We start from the raw sequence: 21,200 nt of genomic DNA, 5'->3' as shown, positions 1-21,200 counted from the left end.
CGGAGGCCGAGATTTGACACCAGCGCAGCGTGCAGCTCTGGCCCCCGGAGAAACCGCAGCGAGAGCGCCAGGCGCTCATGCAGAAGTCACCGCCCTTCGGCAAGCTGCTACATCTGGTGCCACCCCTCAAGGTTTGGCTGCTAGTCGGCCCATCTGCCCTTCTTGTGCGGCCGAGATTAGGAGTAGCGGAGGTAAGTTGACATCTCCTACAACAGCGACTTGGCCTGCGGCTAAACCTTGGTGGAAGTTTTGGTGAATGGACCTGAGATTTGACGAAGCGGACTTAGTCGAAAAGCTGGCCTCCCTCGATGAGAGGAAGGTTGCGGCTTTTGCCGTAGTCTGTGCTGAGCGATTGGTGCGCAGTGGTATGGAGTTTGCAGATCGCTCCAGCACAGCGGGCATATTGGCGAACGCCAGTGAGGCTATATGGCAAGCGATAGAGGTTGGTGATTTAAGAGTTGTTGTCTCGTTGGAAGGGCAGTTGCTGGATGTCATGCCAAGTGAAGATGACGATGGCAGCTTTGGCGCGGCAGTCATTGAGGATGCGTGTGCCGCGCTGATATACACCGCCCGTAGTTTGCATGAGCAAGCTGCGCAGAACGCTGCTTGGTCTGCTCGACGGGCCTATGAAACGGCTGACAGATATGCCTCGCAGCTTATCAATGCGACCGAATATACTGATGCGGCGGAGTTGCAGATACTTAGTCATCCGGTTGTGCAGCAGGAACTGAGGCGGCAAGCCCGTGATCTTGGTGCGACTATTGCCGTGATGAGGGAGGCGAACAAGGGTGAAGCAGTGTTGACTGTATTGTAAGGCAAGTGTTGACCCACACGATCTTGCCTGCATGAGACATGGACGGCACGCGGGCGATGTGTCTCGCAAGAAAGGTGCGGGGATCAGTGATACGGATTATCGCCGCCTCCAGAGCCTCGTGAGAAAAGATCAATAATATCAATGTGATGTTCCGAACATGCTGGACCACACCTGGCACTCGGCTAGGCTCGATCTTTCAGGGATCGAGGTGCGGATATGTTGATCGGCTATGCCAGAACGTCGACGGTTGAGCAGGTTGCGGGGCTGGAGGCGCAGGAGACGTCGCTCCTTGCAACGGGTTGCCAAAAGCTGTTCAGCGAACAGGCGTTGTCGGTTGCGCAGCGCGAGCAGCTCGCCGCCGCGCTGGACTTCGTGCGCGAAGGCGACACGCTTGTCTCGGTTGCAGGTGCGATGCGTGACGTTGCCAATGAGATTGGAACTTCTTCGGATAATCTGACGGAGAACAGTTCGAGTTTCGAAAGAGGGGCGGCAGGAGCTTTGGATTTCATTGATCCAGCTTCAAATGTTGCTGATATTCTTCGTGTAGGTGCGGATTTGATTGATCCCAAGAAGGACTTTTGAAAGATGGCCCTGAATATTCTCGGCAAGAAAGTCGGAACGCTCAGGTTGGAAGATGGCGGCGACTTGATATTCTATGGGGACAATGAGTTACCAAGCCATGAGACGATCCTCTCTTTTTTGGAGAGTGTTGGATCGTCCCATGTAAAATGGAAGCTTCCTTCAAACTATGTCATTCGAGAGCTTCGTCATCTTGAAGGTTGGATGGAAGCCTTTCTCAGAGTTGAAAGGCTTGATCTCAGTCAAAGATTTCGAAATGCTGAGAAGAGCTATGAGGCTTGGGTGATTGGTGATCGGCAAAGCTCTGAGGTGGATATTGTTGTCCGCTTAAAAACAAGGGGCCTTGCCGGTCATACCGAGTATCGTATCTCTGTCGTGAAGCTTGATGATGATGAGTATCTTTGCGTAGAATGATCTGTGTTCTCACGGCTATCACATAGTCCTGCTGCCGTGAGACATGAACGGCGCGCGGGCGGAGTGTCTCGCAAGGAGGGTGCGGGGATCATTGAGGTGGTTTATCGCCGCCTCTTGGGCTTCGTGAGAAAATATCAATAATATCAATGTGATGTTCCGATCATGCTGGACCACACCTGGCACTCGGCTAGGCTCGATCTTTCAGGGATCGAGGTGCGGATATGTTGATCGGCTATGCGAGAACGTCGACGGTTGACCAGGTTGCGGGGCTGGAGGCGCAGGAGGTGGCGCTTGCTGCAACTGGTTGCCAAAAACTGTTCAGCGAACAGGCGTCGTCGGTTGCGCAGCGCGACCAGCTTGTGGCGGCGCTGGACTTCGTGCGCGAGGGTGACACGCTGATCGTGACCCGGCTTGACCGCCTTGCCCGGTCCACCGCCGACCTGCTGGGTATCGTGGCGGCCTTGGAGGCAAGCAGGTGGCGCTGCGCATCCTCGACTTCGCAGAAACGGAGGTAAACATGCGCTCGTCCACGGGGCGGTCGCCGAGTTCGAGCGAGCGATCATGCTGGAGGGGAATCAACATTTTTACGCTGTCTTGAGCAGGCTCTATCCGGGTATAGCGCAGGTCGAATTTCCACTTTGCTTCCTACCAAAGCGCTTTCAGTAGGAAACCGGCCAAACCGGACTTCCGCTGCATTTGGGTCTGGTGTGGGGAAAGGCGAAATCGCCCTCGCTTCTATCCAAAATTCTGGAGAAAATCTCACCTTTCCAGCAAGGCGTCAGTAGCCTTCGTAATGCGGGGGTCACAGGTTCGAGTCCTGTAAGCGCACCAGCGCCTTCTGTAGGCAATTTTCGGAAATCAAAGGGAAAATAGCTTCCGGCTTCTAGCTAGGGGATACCCTTGTTTACGTGCCTTTGGGCTTGAAACCGGGGCGTCCCAGTGGGTGGAGCGTGGGGCAAGAATGGGTGGCAAGCAGTCTTATCCGGATTTTGGATTGCGAGTGAGTGCTGCCGTCGCGAGCGCAGATGTCGATGTGAGTGGCATGGCGTCGTCATTAACAAGGCCGTCAGTGACCGGGCGAAACAGAGCGCCTAGCACGATTGCTCTGTCGGTGGCTTCCAAAGCGTTTTCGGTGCGAAGGCCGAGATACGTTTCCACCATTGCGGATCTTGCCGCAGCGTCTAACGCTAGATGCTGCTGATCATGTAAAAGCGCACGCAAAGTCGAGTGGCCCAGAGCAGGATGGTCAGGACGAGCAGCGTCACCGATGATTTAAAAACGACCTGTACTGTTGCATCGACGGTAATGCCATTAGGCAAGGCCATATTCTATTCGAATAAGCATGTGCCAAGCCATGCAGGGACCGCGATTGTTACCAAACCCAGAAAAATTGCGACGCCCAAGTATCTCCACCGATTTTTCTCGTGAAGAGACATGCGGATTTTCCAAAGCTTGACCGGTTCGTTGATCACCATCTGTTCGCGATAGGCCTTCTGTATCTCAGAAAAATCAATTTCAAGATTCGATTTCCATCGATCTACGGAAGCCATTGCTTCATCTACTTTTTGCTGCGCAGTATTACTCAAGTCTTCAATCTCGCGGCGGAGCGCGGTCACCCGATTGTAAAGCTCGCCAACTTCAGCGGGTGTGCGCTGAGTCCCGTCATCTAGGCGCAATGCTACTTTGGGCGGTGCAGACACATAACGTTGGCGGAACGACGTGACGGCTTTTTCAAGCACATGCACATCTTGTTCTGTGATTCGATGGCCTCCGTTTTGAAATGTATGAAAATCCACCAAAGGAATGACGGAGCATAGCTGATCCAAATCATTTACTTCGGTAGTTTCAATACTATCGCCAAATTTTTTGTCGATTGCTTCGTTGAGTAAGTTCCAAGCCAACCCCATTTGCTCGAAATATCGCTTTGCATTACCCTGTAAGCGACGAGCAGGAGAAGGTGAATGTTCAAGGTGGTACTGCCATAGGCGAGCTTGCTCGTTTGCGTAAGCCACAATGTCGACAGCACTGTTAAACGCGTAACGGGCATCGCCGATATTTATCTCAGACACTTTCATCACCTCTGTTAAGCGTCACATGCATATCTCACATGCTCGCGAGAAATCAGCCAGAGGGAAAGGGATGGGTCAGATTGTCATGCCGGGCAGGAAGGCGGCAGCGCTTTGCCAGAGCATGTAGAGCGCGACGATGAAGATCAGCCCGGCAAAAACCGTGGTCAGCCGCCCGGTCTTGCCGCCCAGTGTTTCGGCCAGCCGCGTACCGCCGATGCTGCCTGCGACGCCACCGGCAACGAACACAGCAGCGAGCGGCCAGTCGACAAGGCCGGAAAAGGCGTAATTAGCTGCCGTAGTCAGCCCGAATGCCGTAACCGCGACGAGCGACGTGCCGACCGCCATCAGCATCGGCATGCCCGTCGACGCGACCAGGCCCGGCACGATCAGGAAGCCGCCACCAATGCCAAAAAAACCGGAGAATAATCCCGATCCCAGCCCATAGGCGACGACCTTGGGCGCTTTTTCCCGGTTGCATTCGGCCCCCGGATTGCCGGGGTTGCCCCGGCCTTTGAGCATCAACGCGCCGACCAACAGCATCACCAAAGCAAATAGCGCCAGTAACTTTTCGCCGTCGACCATCTTGCCGAATGTCGATCCGGCCAGCGCGCCGACGATCCCCGCCGCCGCATAGATGCCGCCGCACCGCCATTTGACATGATGGGCGCGGGCATGGCTGGCCAGGCCTGCCGCCGCATTGGCCGCGACGGCCAGCGCGCTGGTGCCGATGGCGACATGGGCGTTGGGTACGCCGACCAGATAGACCATCAACGGCACGGCAAGGATCGAGCCGCCCCCGCCGACCAGCCCCAGCACGAAACCGACCAGCCCGCCGGACATGCCACCCAGCAGATATTGCGCGGTGGTCATCATGGCCGCGTGCCGATCATCTGCGGCTTGACCATCCACTCGCGCCCCTTGAGCATCCCGTGCCAGTAAACAGGCGGCAAGATCGTATCTTTGAGCAGCCAGGACAGGCGCGATGGCCGGGTGCCGTCGATCAGCCAGTCGGGAAAGCTGGGCATCAGCTTGCCGCCATAGCCAAATTCGGCCAGCACGATCTTGCCCGCCTCCACCGTCAGCGGGCAACTGCCATAACCGTCATAGGTCGCAACCGGCGGCTGGCCATCGAGCGCGGCCAGCGCATTGACCGCTACCACCGGTGCCTGTTTGCGCGCGGCCGCCATCGTCTTGGCATTGGAGGTTGAGCAGGCGTCGCCCAGCGCGAAAATGTCGGAATAGCGCAGGTGGCGCAGCGTGGCTTCGTCCACCTCGACAAAGCCCGACGCGCTGGCCAGCGGACTGGTGCGGATGAAGTCTGGCGCAACCTGCGGCGGCACGACATGGATCATGTCGAACCGCTCCGCCACGCGCTTTACTCCGTCGCCATCGGCCTGCTCGAAGATCGCGGTTTTGGCCGGGCCGTCAATCTCGACCAGCTTCGAACCGAAATTGAGATGGATGCCATAACGGTCAACATAGTCCATCAGCGCCGGGACATAGGCCGGGACGCCGAACAGCACGGCTCCTGCCGTATGGAACTGCACGTCGCTCCGCGCCAGCACGCCGGATTTTTCCCAGCGGTAGCAGGACAGATACATCGCCTTTTGCGGCGCGCCCGCGCATTTGATCGGCATGGGCGGCTGGGTGAACAACGCCCGCCCGCCCTTGAACTGCTTGACCAGCCGGTTGGTATAGGGAGCCAGATCATAGCGATAGTTGGACGTCACGCCATCATGCCCCAGAGCGTCCGGCAGGCCGGGGATGGCGTCCCAGTCCAGGACGATGCCGGGACAGACGATCAGCACGCCATAGGTGATCCGTCGGTCGTCATCGAGCATCACCATCTTCTCGTCGGGCAGGAAGGCGCTTGCCGACGCCTTGATCCATTCCGCGCCGCGCGGGATCAGTCCGGCCTCGCCCCGCCGGGTAAAGCTGCTGTCGAACACGCCTGCGCCAACCATGGTCCAGCCGGGCTGGTAATAATGCGCATCACTGGGTTCGATAATCGCGAGGCGGATATTACGCCGCCGCTTGAGGATGCTGGCTGCGGTGGCGATACCGGCGCTGCCACCGCCAACGATCAGAATATCATAATGGGCGGCATCCTTGCTGTTCAATGCCCCTGCCATCTCCGCCAGTTTTTCCGCGCGCGCACCCGACCGGCAATAGGCGAGTACTGGACCGGGCAGGCTGTCGAGCGCCACACGCATGGCAGCAGCATCGGCATCGGTTAGCGACCCCGCCACCGCCGGGACATAGGCAAAGCCAAGTCCTGCGGCACGCGCCACTGCGCCAATCTCGGCAGCCGTCGGCTGCTCCGCGCCTTCGCCATCGGGCCGATTGCAGAGGATCGCACGAAAACCTGCCGCCCCGGCTTGCGCGACGTCGGCTGGCATAAGCTGCGCGGTGACACTCAGCGTCGGGGTCAGTTGCTTGATGTCCATGGGGAACCTCCTGGGTCCGGCGCGAGGCCGGTTATGATCTTATGGTAAAGCGATGAAGCGCCATGCCGCCCAGCATGGCGAGCACGAACGGGGCTACAGCCGCCGGGGCGAGCGACAGGCTGGCAATGGCGGGACCAGGGCACAGCCCGCCAATGCCCCAGCCGATACCGAACAGGATTGCGCCCAGCGCCAGCTTGCCGTCGACCCCGTGCGTGTTAGGGAGGGTAAAAGCCTTGTCGACGAATGGGCGCTCGATCCGCCTCTGAACCATCCAGGCCAGCGACATCGGTATCATCGCTCCGCCTATGACGAAGGCGAGCGTGGGGTCCCATGCCCCGAACAGATCGAGGAATGCGCGCACCCGCATCGGATCCGCCATGCCGGAAATCGCCAGTCCCGCGCCGAACAGCACGCCCGACAACAGCGCCAATATGATCCGCATCAGATTGCGCCTGCCAGACGCATCAGCGCCACGGTCGCAAAACCGCTACCCATGAACAGGGCCGTCGCGACGATCGAGCGGCGTGACAGGCGCGACAGGCCGCACACGCCATGGCCGCTGGTGCAACCCGACCCCAGCCGCGTGCCGAAGCCGACGACCAGCCCCGCGACAATCAGCAGGCCCGGCGCAGGGAAGCTCGCAGGCACTCCGCCCCACAGCCAGGCGACCAAGAGAGCACCAAGCGGCAAGCCGATGATGAAAGCCGCCGCCACGCTGCGCGGCGGACCACTGTCCGCCAGCCCGGTAGCGCGCGCCGTCAGCCCGCTGACCCCGGCGATCCGCCCCAGTCCTAGCAACATGATCGCAGCGGCCAGACCAATCATCAGCCCGCCAATTAGCCCCGCAATCGGCTGCGCGTCTGGAAAGCCGGGGATCATAGCTGGTTCACCGGGATTTTGAGGTAGGTGACGCCATTGTCGTCGGGCGGCGGCATATGGCCCGCGCGCATATTCACCTGCACCGATGGCAGGATCAGGCGCGGCATGGCCAGCGTGGCGTCGCGCGCCTCGCGCATGGCGACGAAATCATCCTCGCTCACCCCGTCATGAGCATGGATGTTCGCGCGACGCTGCTCGGCAACGGTGGTTTCCCAGACATAATGATCGCGTCCTTCGGGCAGATAATCATGGCACAGGAACAGCCGGGTTTCGGGTGGCAATTCCAGCAGGCGACGCAGGGACCGGAACAGGGTGCGCGCGTCGCCGCCGGGAAAGTCGGCGCGGGCGGTGCCATAATCGGGCATGAACATGGTGTCCCCCACGAACGCTGCGTCACCGATGACATAAGCAACACAGGCCGGGGTGTGGCCCGGCACATGCAGTACCGTGACGGCCAGATTACCGATCATGAACTGGTCGCCATCGGCCCAGAGATGATCGAAGTCCGACCCGTCGCGCTGAAAATCAGCACCTGCATTGAACAGCGAACCGAATGTCTGCTGCACTTCGCAGATATGCGCGCCAATCGCGATCTTTCCGCCCAGCTTCTGCTGGAGGTAGGGCGCAGCGGAGAGATGATCGGCATGGGCGTGGGTTTCCAGATGCCAGTCGACGGTCAGCCCCTGCTCTTCCACATAGGCGATGACCGGATCGGCCGCCTGATGCCCGGTTCGTCCGGCCGCGGGATCATAGGTCAGCACGCTGTCGATCACGGCGGCGCGGCGGGTTTCGCCGTCATGGACCACATAGGTCACGGTGAAGGTCGGCGCGTCGAAGAACGCCTTGACCACCGGCACGCCGCTTTGGGCGACACTGACCTGGGCACAGGCATTGGCAAGTGCAGGGTCGGGCATGCGACTCTCTTTTGATTTCATATTTACATGAACTATGTATTTATATAAAATGCAATCGTCAAGGGCTTGCCACCTTCCTCTGACGATTGCAGGAAAGCGCCATGAACGACGTCACGACCGCCCGCCCGAATCTGCTTCGTATTGGCTCGCTCGCGCCTGATTTTCGCGCGCGTTCGACCATGGGTGATTTTCATCTGTCGGCGCTGCGGGGCCAGTGGGTGATCTTCTTTTCCCATCCGGCCGACTTCACGCCGGTGTGCAGCACTGAATTTGCAGCCCTTGCGCGGCGGCAGGCGGATTTTGACGCGCTCGACTGCCGGTTGGTCGGCCTGTCCGTGGACAGCCTCTATTCCCATATCGCCTGGGTTAGGGCGCTGCGCGATCTGTTCGACGTCCAGATCGGCTTCCCGATTATCGAAGATCCCAGCATGGCCGTGGGCCGTGCCTATGGCATGATCGACGTGGATGCGGCGGACAGCATGACGATGCGCTCGACCTTCTTCATCGATCCGCAGGGCGTGATCCGCGCAACCACAGCATATCCCCACAATGTCGGTCGATCAGTGGACGAGATGCTACGCCTGTTGCACGCGTTGCAGCACGTCGATGGCGGGAGCAGCCTGACGCCAGAAGGATGGGTGCCGGGTCAACCCACATTGTTGCCTGCCGCCGAAAACGCCGACGCAGCACCCGACTGGTTCTGTCGGCTGGAGGCCCGGCCATGAGCGCTCTTTACGAGGATCGCGACGCGGCGGCGGCGGCAGCCGAAAAGATCAAGATCTTCGCCCAGTCCCAGCGCCTGATGATCCTGTCCTGCCTGTTGCGAGGCGAACGCAATGTGGGCGAAATCGCCGATGTCACTGGCATCGGCCAGCCCGCACTGAGCCAGCAATTGGCCGAATTGCGCCGCGCGGATCTCGTCCAGACGCGCAAGGAAGCCAAACAGGTCCGGTACAGGCTGGCCGACGAAAATGTGGCACTGTGCGTGCGCAATATAGAGGCGATCTTTGGCAGCGAGGGCAACCCTGAATTGCCACCAGCAGCAAGGCCGACTTTACAGTCGCCGCTAGCCGGCGGCGTGGCAGGTTTTGCCCGCGTCCTTTGACTGCAGAATTTCAGCCTTTCAACGCTGAGATCATAAAACGGACTGAGCCGGACCATGGCCACAATGGCCAAAGACAGAACGCGCGAAACTTAAATCGAACCAGCCGAGCTCAAATTCGCCATCGGGTTGAAGTAGCAATGCGCTGCTCAACAGGCTCAATCCGTGCGAGCGCGCTGGCCGAGTCTATCGTGCCGAGCGTTCCGACAACATATGAACGGACGTTGACGAAAAGGCCTTCTACGCCAAGGCTCCGGTCCATTTGCACCTGGCGCTTACCTTGGCGCTTTGGACCGGACAGCGCGTTATGATTCCCGTTGGCAAGCCGCTGAAGGCCGCCCTAGAGGCGAAGAAGGCGCACCTGGCCGCTGTGCCGAAGGGCAAGCCGCGTGCCCTCACCATATTGGCGACAGAGAACGACACAAGTTGGACCGAGTCTGGCTTCCGCGCCTCATGGCGAAAGGCCTGCGCAAAGTCGGGCGTATCGGGCGTCACGTTCCACGATCTACGCGGAACGGCCGTGACGCGCCTGGCGCTTATGGGATGTACTGTTCCGGAGATTGCTGGCGTCACTGGACACAGCCTGAAGGATGTGACGGCGATCCTGGATTCACATTATTTGAGCAAGGATATTGGCTTGGCCGAAAGCGCTATCGCCAAGCTCGAAAGGAGAACAGTGACTCCCAACTGCTCTATGAGCGTCCAATTTTAGAATCACTCAAAATCAGAAAAAGCGCAGTATTATCAAACGCTTAGGCAATGGTAGCGGAGGAGGGACTTGAACCCCCGACACGCGGATTATGATTCCGCTGCTCTAACCAGCTGAGCTACTCCGCCCCAATGGGCCTCGCCGGGCGGTGCCCTGCGGTGAGGCGGCGCTATACGCATGGGCAGGGGGGCGGTCAACCGGGACGAAGGCAAAAATTTGGTTCCGGCTTCCCGGCCCGGATGCGGCGCACACGCCCGTACGATCGGGCGCGCATTGTCCGCCATCATGGCGCGTCACACGCCGCCTTTTTCCTTCGTGCAATTTTTATCTTGCAATCACTGCGGCGCGGCGCACTAATATTGCAATGCACAACCGGCCATGTGGCCGAGGGAGGATCGTCCACTTGCCCTTCCATGAGATGTTTGAGCCCGATGGTTCGATACGCCCCTGTTACGATGAAGTGCAGAAATGGGTGGAGCGAACAGGCATTGCCGGGCTTAACCGCCGCATGGATGAGGCCGAAGCGATTTTCCGTCGCATCGGCATCACCTTCGCCGTCTATGGCGAGGGCGGCGATCCTGAACGGTTGATCCCCTTCGACTTGCTGCCGCGCATCTTCACCGCGAACGAATGGCGCATTCTCGACAGGGGCATCCGCCAGCGCGCGCGCGCATTGAACGCCTTCCTGCACGACGTCTATCATCGCGGCGAAATCGTGAAGGCCGGCATCATGCCCGCCGACATCATCTACAAGAATAGCGCCTATCTCGCTGAAATGGCTGATTTTTCTCCACCGGGGAAAGTCTATAGCCACATTGTCGGCATCGATATCGTCCGCACCGGGCCGGGCAGTTTCGAGGTTCTGGAGGATAATTGCCGCACCCCGTCCGGCGTGTCCTACATGCTCGAAAATCGCGAGATCATGACGCGCATGTTCCCCGAACTGTTCGCGCAGGGCGTGGTCGCGCCGGTCGATGACTATCCCGCCGAACTGCTCAAAAGCCTCAAGGAAGTCGCGCCGCCCGCGTGCAAGGGCGATCCGGTCGTCGTCGTCCTGACCCCCGGTTCGCTCAACAGCGCTTATTATGAGCACAGCTTCCTGGCCGACCTGATGGGCGTGGAACTGGTGGAGCCGGCCGACCTGTTCGTCGACAATGACCGGGTGTGGATGAAAACCACGCTGGGACCAAAGGCGGTCGACGTCATCTATCGCCGCATCGACGATGAATATATCGACCCGCTGGTCTTCCGCCCCGACAGCCTGCTGGGGGTGCCCGGCATCTTCAACGTCTATCGCAACGGCGGGGTGACGCTGGCGTCGGCGCCGGGATCGGGCATCGCCGACGACAAGGCGGTCTATATCTATGTGCCGGAGATGATCCGCTTCTATCTGGGTGAAAAGCCGATCCTCGACAATATCCAGACCTGGCAATGCGGCAAGCCCGACGAACTGGCCTATGTGCTCGAAAATCTTCACCAACTGGTGGCCAAGGAAGTGCATGGATCGGGCGGTTACGGCATGTTGATCGGTCCCAAGTCGACCCGCGACGAAGTGGCCGCCTACGCCGAACGCATCAAGGCCAACCCCGGCGAGTTCATCGCCCAGCCCACGCTCGACCTGTCCACCGTGCCGACGCTTGGCCCGGCGGCGGTGGTCGGCCGCCATGCCGATTTCCGCCCCTATTGCCTGGTCGGCAAGCAGATCCGCCTGGTGCCCGGCGGCCTGACCCGCGTGGCCCTGACCGAAGGATCGCTGGTGGTCAATTCCAGCCAGGGCGGCGGGGTCAAGGATACCTGGGTGTTGCAGGACTGATGCGCACGCCCGCTCACCCCTTTCATCGTCATTCCCGCGCAGGCGGGAATCCATCTCCTGCCATTGCATCAAGCGGAAGGGGTGGGAGATGGCTTCCCGCTTCCGCGGGGATGACGGATATCGAGGCAATCTCATGCTGAGCCGGACCGCTGAAAATCTCTACTGGATGGCCCGCTACATGGAGCGGGCCGAAGCCACCGCGCGGCTGCTGACCATGGGGCAGCGGATGGCGATCCTGCCGGGCGCGCATCATCGCGACGAATGGCGCTCCGTCGTCCGCGCGACGGGATCGGGCCATCAATTTCCCGAAGGCACGATCGTCACCGAAAGCGATGCCGTCGCCTTCCTGATGCTGGACGCCGACAATCCCAGTTCGATCCGCTCCTGCCTGCTGAAGGCCCGCGCCAACGCCAAGTCGGCGCGCACCATGCTGACGCAGGACATGTGGGAAGCGCTGAACGAAGGCTGGCGCAAGCTCGACAGCTATGATGTGGGTGAGGCGCGGCAGCAACTGCCCACGCTGATCGACTGGGTCAAGACTCGCGTGATGACCTTTCGCGGGGCCGCCCATTCGGGCCAGTTGCGCAACGAAGGGCATGATTTCCTGCGCGCCGGCTCCGCGCTGGAACGGGCGCAGATGACGCTGCGCCTGCTCGACGTCAAATATTATGTCCTGCTGCCCGAAACCGAAGTGATCGGCGGCAATCGCGACCATTATCAATGGACTTCGGTGCTCTATGCCCTGTCGGGCGCGCGCGCCTATCATCATGTCTATGGCGGCACCTATACGCCCTGGCAGATCACCGATTTCCTGATGCTCAACCGGCTGTTCCCGCGCAGCGTCGCTTATTGTTACGATCAGCTCGCCTATCGCCTCAATCGCCTCGCGGGCTGGCACAATGCGCGCGGCCCCTGCCATGATACGGTCAGGGACATGGTTGCCGCGATGGAACAGCAGGACAGCGGCGAAATCTTTCGGCGCGGCCTGCATGAAACCGTGCAGAACGGCCTGACCATGACCAACCGGCTGGGCGCTGCAATCGCTCAGACCTATCATTTCGGCTGAGGGGGCAGGGGGGAAGCCGCCGATGAAACTGCTCGTCCGTCACCAGACCATCTATCGTTACGCCGCTTCGGCCGGGCGGGTGGCGATGCGGCTGAAGCTGATGCCGGTCGATACGCCCGCGCAAACGGTGCTGGAATGGCAGGTGAGCATCAACGAGGTGCCACTGACCGCGTTCCGCCCCAACAGCTATGGCGAAAGGGAGGCGATCTGGATTCGCCACGACCGGCTCGACAATGCCACCATCGTGGCCGAAGGGCTGGTCGAAACGCGCGAATGTCATGGCGTCGTCGGTCATCTCAACAGCCGGGTCGATCCGCGCTATTTCCTGCGCGATACGCGCCTCACCTGCGCGTCGGACGGGATTGCCGCCATGGCGCGCGACCTGCCCGCGCAGGACGGCCCGCTCGCCACGCTCCACGCCCTGTCGGCGGCGGTCAGCGATGCGGTCCATTATCGCGCCGGCGTCACCACATCGGAAACCACCGCGGCGGAGGCGTTCGCGCTGGGCGCGGGCGTGTGTCAGGACCATGCGCAAATCTTCATCGCCGCCGCCCGATCGATCGGCATCCCGGCGCGCTACGTCTCCGGCTATCTGCTCGCGGGCGACGGGAATGCGCTGCACGAAACCCATGGCTGGGCCGAAGCCTGGCTGCCTTCGCTCGGCTGGATCGGCTTCGACCCGTCCAACCGGGTCTGCGTCACCGAACGCTATCTGCGCCTTGCCAGCGGGCTGGACGCCGATGACGCCGCGCCGATCCGTGGATCGGTCACGGTGGCGGGCGATATATGGATTGACGCCGATGTTCGGATCGCGCAGGCGGAGGAGGGAGTCGAACAACGGCAGTTGCAGAAGCAACAGCAGCAAAGTACTTCGCCGTCCGACCCGCAGGGATAGACTATTCAGGAGGCCGGGGGGCCAATGACCTATTGTGTGGCGGTGCGGGTGGACCAGGGGCTGGTCATGCTGTCCGACACCCGCACCAATGCGGGCATGGATAATATCGCCCGATTCCGTAAGAGTTTCACCTATCATGTGCCCGGTGAACGGGCGATCACGCTCATGTGTTCGGGCAACCTGTCCATCACCCAGGGGGTGAAGGCGACGCTCAGCAAGGCGATCAAGGAAGCCAGGCTCGACCCCGGCGTCGAAACCATTCTCAATTGCGAAACGATGCACCGCGTCGCCCAGATCGTGGGAGAGGCGATGCGGGCGATGCAGTTGCGCTATCGCGAAAGCATCGAGATGGGCGGCTCCGGTTCCAGCGCCTCGATCATGATCGCGGGCCAGCGCCGGGGCGGCAAGCCGCGCCTCTATCTCATCTATTCGGCCGGCAATTTTATCGAGGCGACCGAGGACACGCCTTTCTTCCAGATTGGCGAGCATAAATATGGCAAGCCGATCCTGGATCGTATCATCAAGCGCGAAACCACGCTGGAGGACGCGACCAAGGCGGTGCTGGTGTCGATGGATTCGACCCTGCGCTCCAACCTGTCGGTCGGCATGCCGCTTGACCTGACCGTGATCCCGACCGACGCCTATGACTTTCGCGTCCGCACCCGGATAGAGGCGGACAATGAAGAATTCGCGATGATCTCCCAAAGCTGGAGTGCGGCGCTGCGCAAGGGTTTCGAGGATCTGCCCAACGTCCTGGACTGAAGGGCCGTGCGTTGGCGCAACCTGGCCGGCGCGTCGCGGACGGGATGGCTGCAACAATCGGCCCATTGGCATGGGCAGCGATGATGTGAACTGCCTCGCCAGCCCCTGAAGAAACGAATCATGGCCCACCTGTCCACCACCGCGATCATCTGTGCCGTGCGCCATCATGGCGAACATGGCGCGATCGCGCGGCTGTTGACCCCGGACCATGGCCTGACGCCGGGCTATGTGCGCGGCGGGCGATCGCGGGCGATGCGGCCGGTGCTGTTGCCGGGCAATGTGGTGAAGGCGGAATTTCGCGCCCGCACCGAAGATCATCTGGCCGGCCTGACAGTCGAACTGGCCCACAGCCGCGCGCCGCTCCATGCCGAACCGCTCCCTGCCGCCGCGATCGACTGGAGCTGCGCGCTGACCGCTGCGGCGCTGCCCGAAGCCACGCCCTGTCCCGCACTGCATCAGGCGCTGTCCGGCCTGCTCGATGCGGTGGAGGCGGCCCCGGCGGCGCGGGGTTGGGCCGTGGCGCTGGTGCGCTACGAACTGCTGCTGCTCGCCGAACTGGGTTTTGGCCTCGACCTCACCCGCTGTGCCGCGACCGGGGACGCGACCGACCTTGCCTATGTCAGCCCGCGCAGCGCAGCGGCGGTCAACCGGGCGGCGGCGGTCGGCTATGAAAGCCGGCTGCTGCCCTTGCCGCCTTTTCTGGTCGAAGGCGGGACCGGCGACTGGACCCAGATACTGGACGGGCTGCGTCTCACCGGCTTCTTCCTGGAGCGGTCCGTCCTGATCGATCGCCGCGTCCATGTGCTTGCGGCGCGCGAAAGGCTGGTCGAGCGGTTGAAAAGGGCGGTTGCGTGAAACCGCCTGTCTCCATAAGGGGCAGCCACGCAATATAAGGAGTCTCGCCATGTTGATCGCCCTGTTTCCCGGAGATGGCATCGGTCCCGAAATCGTGGCGCAGGCAAAGCGCGTGCTCGATGCGCTGGCGATCGATGGCTTGACCTATGCGGACGGACTGGTCGGCGGCGCGGCCTATAAGGCGGTCGGCCATCCGTTGCCGCCGGAGACGCTGGAGATCGCCCGGCGGGCTGACGCCATCCTGTTCGGTGCGGTCGGCGATCCCGACTGCGACTCGCTGGAGCGGCATCTGCGTCCCGAACAGGCGATCCTGGGCCTGCGCAAGGAACTGGGCCTCTTCTCCAACCTGCGCCCGGCCAAGGTCTTTCCCGAACTGGCCGATGAATCCGCGCTGCGTCCCGAAGTCGCCAGCGCCATCGACCTGCTGATCGTGCGCGAAACCAATGGCGATGTTTATTTCGGTGAAAAGGGATTCCGCACCACCGCCGATGGCCTGCGTGAAGGCTATGATGTCATGTCCTACAACGAAGCCGAAGTGCGCCGCATCGCCCATGCCGGTTTCCAGGCCGCGCGCGCCCGTCGCGGCAAGCTCTGTTCGGTGGACAAGGCCAATGTGCTGGAAACCAGCCAGTTGTGGCGCGATGTGGTGATCGCGGTTTCGGCGGATTATCCCGATGTCGCTCTGACCCATATGTATGTCGACAATGCCGCGATGCAGTTGGTGCGCAATCCCGGCCAGTTCGACGTGATCGTCACCGGCAACCTGTTCGGCGATATCCTGTCCGATCAGGCGAGCATGTGCGTCGGCTCCATCGGCATGCTGGCGTCGGCGACGCTGAACGGCAGCGGCCAGGGGCTGTACGAACCGATCCACGGCTCCGCCCCCGACATCGCCGGCACCGGCAAGGCCAATCCGCTGGCGACCATCCTGTCCGCCGCGATGATGCTGCGCTATTCGCTCGGCCTGCCCGAACAGGCCGACCGGATCGAGACGGCGGTGGCAAAGGCGCTGCGTGACGGCGCGCGTTCGCCGGACCTGGGCGGTACGATGAATACGGTGGAGATGGGCGACGCGGTTCTGGCCGTGCTCTGATCGCCGCATGGGGCGTTTATATCGCGCGGGGATTTAACTTTTGCGTCCCCCATCCGATTTAATCGGCAAAGGGGATGCGCAATGCCAACGAAGTTGAAGCAGGACCATGATGCCTTGCGGGGCATGATGCGGGAATTTGCCTATGTCATGCATGCGCATGGGCCCGAAGCGCTGCCGGACATCGCCCGCAGGCGGATCGCCTTTTCCCAATTGTTCCGCGATCATCTGGGCCGTGAGGATGCCGGGGTCGTCGCGTTGCGTGACGGTCCCGTGGCCGCCCGCGCCGCCCCGGTTGCGCGGGACCATGGCCGGGCCATGGTCGCGCTGTTCCTGCGCTACAGCGACCATATCAAGGTCTGGACACCCGCGCGGATCGAACAGGATTGGCAGGGCTATCGTGATGCCGTGCTGGCCTTGCAGCAATCCCTGTGCGACCGCATGGACTGGGAAGAACGGCACCTCCATCCGCTGATGATGGAGACGCCACGCCGGGCCGCCTGACCGGAGTGGTCGTCCTGCATCGCAACAGGGCCAATGGCACGCCATCGGTCCTGTTGCGACGCCTGCGCGTCCGATAGGCATCATCATTGCCAGGCGGTCGAACAGAAAGGCATTGCAAGAAAAGGCGCCGATGCCCGGCAAGACGGTTGCGGTTATTCCCTCGCGCGGTATGGGCGACAGGGGCCGGATCGCCGCGATAGCGGGTGGCGACCCGTGCCAAATGAATCAGGACATGCGGAAAGCGATATGAAGCGGAAAAGCGGACAGGATCGGGCGATCACGAAGAACTGGAAGCCGGCGACGCTGGCGGTCCGGGGCGGCACGGCGCGCAGCGAATATGGCGAAACGTCCGAAGCGCTGTTCCTGACCAGCGGCTATTGCTACGACCGGGCCGAGGATGCTGCGGCGCGCTTCGCAGGCGATCAGGTCGGCATGACCTATTCGCGTTTGCAGAACCCGACCGTGGAGATGCTGGAACAGCGTATCGCCCTGCTGGAAGGGGCCGAGGCTTGTCGCGCCACCGCCACCGGCATGGCGGCGATGACCGCGGCCCTGCTGTGCCAGTTGTCGGCGGGCGACCATGTCGTTGCGGCCAAGGCGGCGTTCGGGTCATGCCGCTGGCTGACCGACACGCTGCTGCCCAAATTCGGTATTGCGACGACCACGATCGACGCGCGCGACACCGATGCCTGGGAAGCGGCGGTGCAGTCCAATACCAAGGTCTTCTTCTTCGAAACGCCGGCCAATCCGACGATGGACGTGGTCGACATCGCCGCCGTCTGCGCCATCGCGAAAGCCCATGGCATCACCACCGTGGTCGACAACGCCTTCGCCTCGCCTGCGCTCCAGCGGCCGATGGAGTTCGGCGCGGATGTTGTCGCTTATAGCGCGACCAAGATGATGGACGGGCAGGGCCGGGTGCTGGCCGGTGCGATCTGCGGCACGCGCGACTGGATCGACACTGTGCTGCTGCCCTTCCACCGCAACACCGGGCCGACGCTGAGCGCGTTCAATGCCTGGGTGGTGCTGAAAGGTCTGGAGACGCTGGACCTGCGCATTCGCCGCCAGAGCGAAAATGCATTGAAGGTCGCCGCCTTCCTGGAAGCGCGCCTGCCCAAGGTGCTTTATCCGGGGCTGGAAAGCCATCCGCAGCACGCGCTGGCCATGCGGCAGATGGAGATGGCCGGGCCGATCTTCTCGCTTTATGTCGGTGGCGGCCGGCAGGAAGCGCATGGCCTGCTCAATGCGCTGCAACTGGTCGATATCAGCAACAATATCGGTGATTCGCGGTCGTTGATGACGCATCCCGCTTCCACCACCCATTTCGGCATGGCCGAAGCGGCGCGGCTGGAGGTCGGCATTACCGAGGATATGCTGCGCCTCAATGTCGGTCTGGAGGACGCAGACGACGTGATCGCCGATTTCGACCAGGCGCTGCGCGCGATAGGGCGTTGACGGCAGAGGGGGCAGGGCGCATTTCTCCATCATGATCACGACATTCGCGCTCTTCCCCTTTCATGCCATCACGCGCGACATAGGTGTCCATGTCGCTGTCACCTTTTTGCCCGAACAGTCGGAGCCGGATCGGGGCCGCTGGTTCTGGGCCTATCATATCCGCATCGAAAATCAGGGGGATCAGCCGGTGCAGTTGCTGACCCGTCACTGGATCATCACCGATGGCCGGGGTGTGCAGCACCGGGTCGATGGCGACGGCGTGGTGGGCGAACAGCCGGTGGTGCAACCGGGAAAAAGCTATGATTATGTGTCGGGTTGCCCGCTCAATACGCCGACCGGGTCGATGCAGGGCAGCTATCGTATGATCGGCGTGGGCGGTGAGACGTTCGAGGTCGCGATCCCCCATTTCGCCCTGATCGCGCCGGCGGTGGCCGGATGAAGCGGACCCATTTGCCGCTCAATGGCCTGCGCGTGCTGGATGCCGCAGCGCGGCACCTGTCCTTCACCCGCGCTGCCGACGAACTGGCGGTGACGCCGGCGGCCGTGGGGCAGCAGATTCGCGCGCTGGAGGATATGCTGGGCGTGGTCCTGTTCCGCCGCACGCCCAAGGGGCTGGAATTGACGCCGGAGACGCAAGCCGGGCTGGACGCGCTGCGCGCCGGCTTCCTGGAGTTCGAGGAAGCGGTGCGGGCGATGCAGGCGGGCCAGTCCAGCCATGCGCTGACCATCGCCGCGCCGCGCGACATCACCGCAAAATGGCTCCAGTCGCGTCTGGCCGCCTATGCGGCCGGCCAGACCGACCTGACGTTCCAGTTGATCGCGGCGGACGATGCGTTGGACTTTACCGAAGCCAATCTGGACATCGCGCTGCGCCTGACCGACGGCGCGGGCGAGCATGAGGGCGTGAAGATCGGCGAGGCCGCCTATGTCACGGTGGAGGCGGCGGCGGGCGGCCCCGACCAGCGTATCGACTGGCCGGGTTGCCCTGTTGGTGACAAGCCCGCGATGATCCGCGTTGCCGATGGCGGCCTGGCGATCGAGGCGGCAGTCAGCGGCTTTGGCCGCGCCTGCGTGCCGCTGTTGCTGGCGCAGGCGGACCTGGCGGCGGGCCGGGTGCGGCAGGTAGGCGACACCAGCCCGACGCCACTGTCCTACTGGCTGATCGCGCCGCTGCCGCAATGGCGGCAGAAGAAGGTCAAGGCGCTGGTGGAGGCGTTGACGGCATGAAGGCCCGACTGGTCATTTTGGCATGTTTTGCCCTTGGGGTGACTCCTGCGCGCGCCAGCACCTATTTCGACGCCAAAATAATCTGCCCCGTCGGCGGCGAGAAATTTACTCATGCCGAGCTGGGTAGCATTAGTCAGTGGGGCAGTTTACCAGACGGGATGCCATTGGGATCGGGATATTTCCCTATACAGCCTGCGCAATGCCCGAAAAACGGCCTGGTTATCTATCGCGATTTTGATGCCCAAACGGTGCAGCGCCTGAAAACTATCGTCGAGAGTGACGCCTATCAGGCTCTCTATGCGGCCAAGGAAACGCGATATTTTCTGGCCTATTATCTGGCGCGGGAATTGGGTGATGCGGACGCCCCCTGGCTTTTGCTCCGTGCTACCTGGGAAGCCAAGAACCAAGCACCCGACGGGGAACTCGCCCGCCGTTATGGCGAAGCGTTCATTACGCTCGTACAGTCCCTGCCGGTTGATGCGACCATATTAGATTCAATTGCATTGCGCGCACGAGCGTCCAACGCGTTGCGCGAGCTTGGTCGGTTCGAAGAGGCGGAGGCCATGCGTGCCGCCATACAGATCGCGCCGGATGCAGGCGGGCAGGACGCTGAGGCCAAAGAGAACAGGGCAGGATGGGGCGACTTTATCACGCGCCTTGCTGCGGTCATCGAACGGAGAGACAGTAATCGCTCGCCGATTGACATGATCGGAGTCAGAGAGGCGGCGGCGCGCTGTCTGGCAAAGGAATTTGCTGAAAAGGCGAATCAAGAGACACCACCAGCGTTGACTCTGTTTGAGACGGAATATTGTAAAAAGCCCGATCTAGCCGAACATATTGTACAGGCGCGCCAATTCCTGGGCGATTAGATGGCTTCTATGCGGTTGGACCACCAAGTTCGTGGCCATCCGCCGGGTCTGTGCCGCAATGGCGGCAGAAGAAGGTCAAGGCGCTGGTGGAGGCGTTGACGGCTTAACGATTGTGATGCGCGGGCATTGGGAGGGGATGGATGAAGGCAGTGATTGTTGCAGTGGCGGCGGCTGGCCTGCTGCTGGGCGGCTGTTCGGGCAAGGGCGGCGACAATGGTGCCACGCCGGCGAATGAGGCCATGGCCAATGGCGCGATCGACAATGCCGCCGATGCGCCCGCGAATGCCGCCGCCGCGACCGGCGCGGACAATGCTGTGGCCGGCAATGCGGTGGACGGGGCGGCGCTGGAAAGCGGCGACCCCGAAAGCGCCATCTATGGCGACTGCTATCTCAGGGTCGATGGCAAGGTCGTTCTGGACATCAGGAAGGACTGCCCGATGGTGTCGCTGCATGACGGGCAGGGCAGCCTCATCCTCAATTCGGACGGGGAAAGCGAGATAAAGGGCATTTTCGCCTATCTGACACCCAATGGCGACGGCACGGCGAGCGCGAGCTGGAACGAGGAGCCGGGCGTCACCCACGCGCAGGCGCCCCTGTCGGAAAAGCTGAAGCGCGACGGGGCCTGCTGGGCCGATGAACGGGTGAAAATCTGCGCGACCAAGCGCTGAGAGAGCTGCGTGGGTTCGGGGGGCAGATCAAGCGTCCTATCCGTCAAGGTGGAGGGAGTGACACGGCAG

The 21,200-nt window shown here is 61.7% G+C and carries 26 protein-coding genes and 1 tRNA gene; 19 read left to right on the top strand and 8 right to left on the bottom strand.

What is annotated here, in order from left to right; genetic code table 11:
• The first annotated feature begins 256 nt into the window (after positions 1-256).
• From Q4610_RS01275 to Q4610_RS01260, 4 genes are all read left to right on the top strand, one after another.
• Entirely contained in the window at positions 257-814 is a 558-nt protein-coding gene (locus Q4610_RS01275) for a DUF416 family protein (RefSeq protein ID WP_304534205.1), read from the top strand.
• Positions 815-1,030: 216 nt separating this feature from the next.
• The gene (locus Q4610_RS01270) at positions 1,031-1,396 is read left to right on the top strand and encodes a recombinase family protein (RefSeq protein WP_304534204.1); all 366 of its coding nucleotides are present in this window, start codon (positions 1,031-1,033) and stop codon (positions 1,394-1,396) included.
• Positions 1,397-1,399: 3 nt separating this feature from the next.
• The gene (locus Q4610_RS01265; RefSeq protein WP_304534203.1) at positions 1,400-1,807 is read left to right on the top strand and encodes a hypothetical protein; all 408 of its coding nucleotides are present in this window, start codon (positions 1,400-1,402) and stop codon (positions 1,805-1,807) included.
• A 221-nt stretch (positions 1,808-2,028) separates the two neighbouring features.
• Positions 2,029-2,322 carry a recombinase family protein gene (locus Q4610_RS01260; protein ID WP_304534202.1) on the top strand — a complete coding sequence of 98 codons (294 nt, stop codon included), beginning with the start codon at positions 2,029-2,031 and terminating at the stop codon, positions 2,320-2,322.
• 463 nt (positions 2,323-2,785) lie between these two features.
• Here Q4610_RS01260 and Q4610_RS21760 read toward each other — a convergent pair whose 3' ends face one another.
• From Q4610_RS21760 to Q4610_RS01230, 7 genes are all read right to left on the bottom strand, one after another.
• Positions 2,786-3,028, bottom strand: coding sequence for a DUF6161 domain-containing protein (locus tag Q4610_RS21760; RefSeq protein ID WP_425262511.1), 243 nt, complete (start codon positions 3,026-3,028; stop codon positions 2,786-2,788).
• Positions 3,029-3,135: 107 nt separating this feature from the next.
• Positions 3,136-3,882: a hypothetical protein gene (locus Q4610_RS01255; protein WP_304534201.1), complete on the bottom strand. Its 747-nt coding sequence runs from the start codon at positions 3,880-3,882 to the stop codon at positions 3,136-3,138.
• 69 nt (positions 3,883-3,951) lie between these two features.
• Positions 3,952-4,749, bottom strand: coding sequence for a sulfite exporter TauE/SafE family protein (locus tag Q4610_RS01250; protein WP_304534200.1), 798 nt, complete (start codon positions 4,747-4,749; stop codon positions 3,952-3,954).
• Positions 4,746-6,323: a bifunctional protein tyrosine phosphatase family protein/NAD(P)/FAD-dependent oxidoreductase gene (locus tag Q4610_RS01245; RefSeq protein ID WP_304534199.1), complete on the bottom strand. Its 1,578-nt coding sequence runs from the start codon at positions 6,321-6,323 to the stop codon at positions 4,746-4,748. Before Q4610_RS01245 ends, Q4610_RS01250 begins: the two co-directional genes overlap by 4 nt.
• Before the next feature lie 31 nt (positions 6,324-6,354).
• Positions 6,355-6,765: a DUF6691 family protein gene (locus tag Q4610_RS01240; protein WP_304534198.1), complete on the bottom strand. Its 411-nt coding sequence runs from the start codon at positions 6,763-6,765 to the stop codon at positions 6,355-6,357.
• Complete coding sequence (locus tag Q4610_RS01235) at positions 6,765-7,202, bottom strand: YeeE/YedE family protein (RefSeq protein ID WP_304534197.1); 438 nt, start codon at positions 7,200-7,202, stop codon at positions 6,765-6,767. Before Q4610_RS01235 ends, Q4610_RS01240 begins: the two co-directional genes overlap by 1 nt.
• Positions 7,199-8,116, bottom strand: coding sequence for an MBL fold metallo-hydrolase (locus tag Q4610_RS01230; RefSeq protein ID WP_304534196.1), 918 nt, complete (start codon positions 8,114-8,116; stop codon positions 7,199-7,201). The genes Q4610_RS01235 and Q4610_RS01230 overlap by 4 nt, the downstream gene beginning before the upstream one ends.
• Positions 8,117-8,217: 101 nt before the next feature.
• Between Q4610_RS01230 and Q4610_RS01225 the strand changes: the two genes are divergently transcribed.
• From Q4610_RS01225 to Q4610_RS01215, 3 genes are all read left to right on the top strand, one after another.
• Positions 8,218-8,841 carry a peroxiredoxin gene (locus Q4610_RS01225; protein ID WP_304534195.1) on the top strand — a complete coding sequence of 208 codons (624 nt, stop codon included), beginning with the start codon at positions 8,218-8,220 and terminating at the stop codon, positions 8,839-8,841.
• Positions 8,838-9,221, top strand: a complete 384-nt coding sequence (locus Q4610_RS01220) for an ArsR/SmtB family transcription factor (RefSeq protein ID WP_304534194.1) — start codon at positions 8,838-8,840, stop codon at positions 9,219-9,221. Before Q4610_RS01225 ends, Q4610_RS01220 begins: the two co-directional genes overlap by 4 nt.
• 277 nt (positions 9,222-9,498) lie before the next feature.
• Positions 9,499-9,930: a tyrosine-type recombinase/integrase gene (locus Q4610_RS01215; protein WP_304534193.1), complete on the top strand. Its 432-nt coding sequence runs from the start codon at positions 9,499-9,501 to the stop codon at positions 9,928-9,930.
• 48 nt (positions 9,931-9,978) lie between these two features.
• Here Q4610_RS01215 and Q4610_RS01210 read toward each other — a convergent pair.
• Positions 9,979-10,055, bottom strand: a tRNA-Met gene (locus Q4610_RS01210).
• Positions 10,056-10,330: 275 nt separating this feature from the next.
• Between Q4610_RS01210 and Q4610_RS01205 the strand changes: the two genes are divergently transcribed.
• The 12 genes from Q4610_RS01205 to Q4610_RS01150 all read left to right on the top strand — a co-directional run bounded on the left by Q4610_RS01205 (position 10,331) and on the right by Q4610_RS01150 (position 21,131).
• Positions 10,331-11,740, top strand: a complete 1,410-nt coding sequence (locus Q4610_RS01205) for a circularly permuted type 2 ATP-grasp protein (RefSeq protein WP_304534192.1) — start codon at positions 10,331-10,333, stop codon at positions 11,738-11,740.
• A 133-nt stretch (positions 11,741-11,873) separates the two neighbouring features.
• Positions 11,874-12,806 (top strand): alpha-E domain-containing protein, encoded by a 933-nt coding sequence (locus tag Q4610_RS01200; protein ID WP_336622855.1) that lies wholly within the window; start codon positions 11,874-11,876, stop codon positions 12,804-12,806.
• A gap of 22 nt (positions 12,807-12,828) precedes the next feature.
• Positions 12,829-13,701, top strand: coding sequence for a transglutaminase family protein (locus Q4610_RS01195; RefSeq protein WP_304534190.1), 873 nt, complete (start codon positions 12,829-12,831; stop codon positions 13,699-13,701).
• Positions 13,702-13,725: 24 nt separating this feature from the next.
• Entirely contained in the window at positions 13,726-14,463 is a 738-nt protein-coding gene (locus Q4610_RS01190; protein ID WP_304534189.1) for a proteasome-type protease, read from the top strand.
• A gap of 120 nt (positions 14,464-14,583) precedes the next feature.
• Positions 14,584-15,318: a DNA repair protein RecO gene (recO, locus tag Q4610_RS01185; protein ID WP_304534188.1), complete on the top strand. Its 735-nt coding sequence runs from the start codon at positions 14,584-14,586 to the stop codon at positions 15,316-15,318.
• A 49-nt stretch (positions 15,319-15,367) separates the two neighbouring features.
• Positions 15,368-16,411: a 3-isopropylmalate dehydrogenase gene (leuB, locus tag Q4610_RS01180; RefSeq protein ID WP_304534187.1), complete on the top strand. Its 1,044-nt coding sequence runs from the start codon at positions 15,368-15,370 to the stop codon at positions 16,409-16,411.
• 81 nt (positions 16,412-16,492) lie between these two features.
• On the top strand, positions 16,493-16,912 hold the full coding sequence (locus tag Q4610_RS01175) for a hypothetical protein (protein ID WP_304534186.1): 420 nt from the start codon (positions 16,493-16,495) through the stop codon (positions 16,910-16,912).
• A 246-nt stretch (positions 16,913-17,158) separates the two neighbouring features.
• Positions 17,159-18,367 (top strand): trans-sulfuration enzyme family protein, encoded by a 1,209-nt coding sequence (locus Q4610_RS01170; protein WP_304534185.1) that lies wholly within the window; start codon positions 17,159-17,161, stop codon positions 18,365-18,367.
• Positions 18,368-18,398: 31 nt separating this feature from the next.
• The gene (gene apaG, locus Q4610_RS01165; protein ID WP_304534184.1) at positions 18,399-18,806 is read left to right on the top strand and encodes a Co2+/Mg2+ efflux protein ApaG; all 408 of its coding nucleotides are present in this window, start codon (positions 18,399-18,401) and stop codon (positions 18,804-18,806) included.
• Positions 18,803-19,594: a LysR family transcriptional regulator gene (locus Q4610_RS01160; RefSeq protein WP_304534183.1), complete on the top strand. Its 792-nt coding sequence runs from the start codon at positions 18,803-18,805 to the stop codon at positions 19,592-19,594. Before apaG ends, Q4610_RS01160 begins: the two co-directional genes overlap by 4 nt.
• Positions 19,591-20,463 carry a hypothetical protein gene (locus Q4610_RS01155; protein WP_304534182.1) on the top strand — a complete coding sequence of 291 codons (873 nt, stop codon included), beginning with the start codon at positions 19,591-19,593 and terminating at the stop codon, positions 20,461-20,463. The genes Q4610_RS01160 and Q4610_RS01155 overlap by 4 nt, the downstream gene beginning before the upstream one ends.
• 140 nt (positions 20,464-20,603) lie before the next feature.
• Positions 20,604-21,131 carry a hypothetical protein gene (locus Q4610_RS01150; RefSeq protein WP_304534181.1) on the top strand — a complete coding sequence of 176 codons (528 nt, stop codon included), beginning with the start codon at positions 20,604-20,606 and terminating at the stop codon, positions 21,129-21,131.
• Positions 21,132-21,200 lie beyond the last annotated feature (69 nt).

Source organism: Sphingobium cyanobacteriorum (genome assembly GCF_030580935.1).
GTDB lineage: Bacteria > Pseudomonadota > Alphaproteobacteria > Sphingomonadales > Sphingomonadaceae > Sphingobium > Sphingobium cyanobacteriorum.
The sequence above is the reverse complement of the archived record's forward strand: the minus strand, read 5'-3'. Positions and strand labels throughout refer to the sequence as shown.

Coding starts and splice junctions, on each gene's coding strand:
- Q4610_RS01275 (WP_304534205.1), top strand. CDS start 257: ATGGACCTGAGATTTGACGAAGCGGACTTAGTCGAAAAGCTGGCCTCC.
- Q4610_RS01270 (WP_304534204.1), top strand. CDS start 1,031: ATGTTGATCGGCTATGCCAGAACGTCGACGGTTGAGCAGGTTGCGGGG.
- Q4610_RS01265 (WP_304534203.1), top strand. CDS start 1,400: ATGGCCCTGAATATTCTCGGCAAGAAAGTCGGAACGCTCAGGTTGGAA.
- Q4610_RS01260 (WP_304534202.1), top strand. CDS start 2,029: ATGTTGATCGGCTATGCGAGAACGTCGACGGTTGACCAGGTTGCGGGG.
- Q4610_RS01255 (WP_304534201.1), bottom strand. CDS start 3,882: ATGAAAGTGTCTGAGATAAATATCGGCGATGCCCGTTACGCGTTTAAC.
- Q4610_RS01250 (WP_304534200.1), bottom strand. CDS start 4,749: ATGATGACCACCGCGCAATATCTGCTGGGTGGCATGTCCGGCGGGCTG.
- Q4610_RS01245 (WP_304534199.1), bottom strand. CDS start 6,323: ATGGACATCAAGCAACTGACCCCGACGCTGAGTGTCACCGCGCAGCTT.
- Q4610_RS01240 (WP_304534198.1), bottom strand. CDS start 6,765: ATGCGGATCATATTGGCGCTGTTGTCGGGCGTGCTGTTCGGCGCGGGA.
- Q4610_RS01235 (WP_304534197.1), bottom strand. CDS start 7,202: ATGATCCCCGGCTTTCCAGACGCGCAGCCGATTGCGGGGCTAATTGGC.
- Q4610_RS01230 (WP_304534196.1), bottom strand. CDS start 8,116: ATGCCCGACCCTGCACTTGCCAATGCCTGTGCCCAGGTCAGTGTCGCC.
- Q4610_RS01225 (WP_304534195.1), top strand. CDS start 8,218: ATGAACGACGTCACGACCGCCCGCCCGAATCTGCTTCGTATTGGCTCG.
- Q4610_RS01220 (WP_304534194.1), top strand. CDS start 8,838: ATGAGCGCTCTTTACGAGGATCGCGACGCGGCGGCGGCGGCAGCCGAA.
- Q4610_RS01200 (WP_336622855.1), top strand. CDS start 11,874: ATGCTGAGCCGGACCGCTGAAAATCTCTACTGGATGGCCCGCTACATG.
- Q4610_RS01195 (WP_304534190.1), top strand. CDS start 12,829: ATGAAACTGCTCGTCCGTCACCAGACCATCTATCGTTACGCCGCTTCG.
- Q4610_RS01190 (WP_304534189.1), top strand. CDS start 13,726: ATGACCTATTGTGTGGCGGTGCGGGTGGACCAGGGGCTGGTCATGCTG.
- recO (WP_304534188.1), top strand. CDS start 14,584: ATGGCCCACCTGTCCACCACCGCGATCATCTGTGCCGTGCGCCATCAT.
- leuB (WP_304534187.1), top strand. CDS start 15,368: ATGTTGATCGCCCTGTTTCCCGGAGATGGCATCGGTCCCGAAATCGTG.
- Q4610_RS01175 (WP_304534186.1), top strand. CDS start 16,493: ATGCCAACGAAGTTGAAGCAGGACCATGATGCCTTGCGGGGCATGATG.
- Q4610_RS01170 (WP_304534185.1), top strand. CDS start 17,159: ATGAAGCGGAAAAGCGGACAGGATCGGGCGATCACGAAGAACTGGAAG.
- apaG (WP_304534184.1), top strand. CDS start 18,399: ATGATCACGACATTCGCGCTCTTCCCCTTTCATGCCATCACGCGCGAC.
- Q4610_RS01160 (WP_304534183.1), top strand. CDS start 18,803: ATGAAGCGGACCCATTTGCCGCTCAATGGCCTGCGCGTGCTGGATGCC.
- Q4610_RS01155 (WP_304534182.1), top strand. CDS start 19,591: ATGAAGGCCCGACTGGTCATTTTGGCATGTTTTGCCCTTGGGGTGACT.
- Q4610_RS01150 (WP_304534181.1), top strand. CDS start 20,604: ATGAAGGCAGTGATTGTTGCAGTGGCGGCGGCTGGCCTGCTGCTGGGC.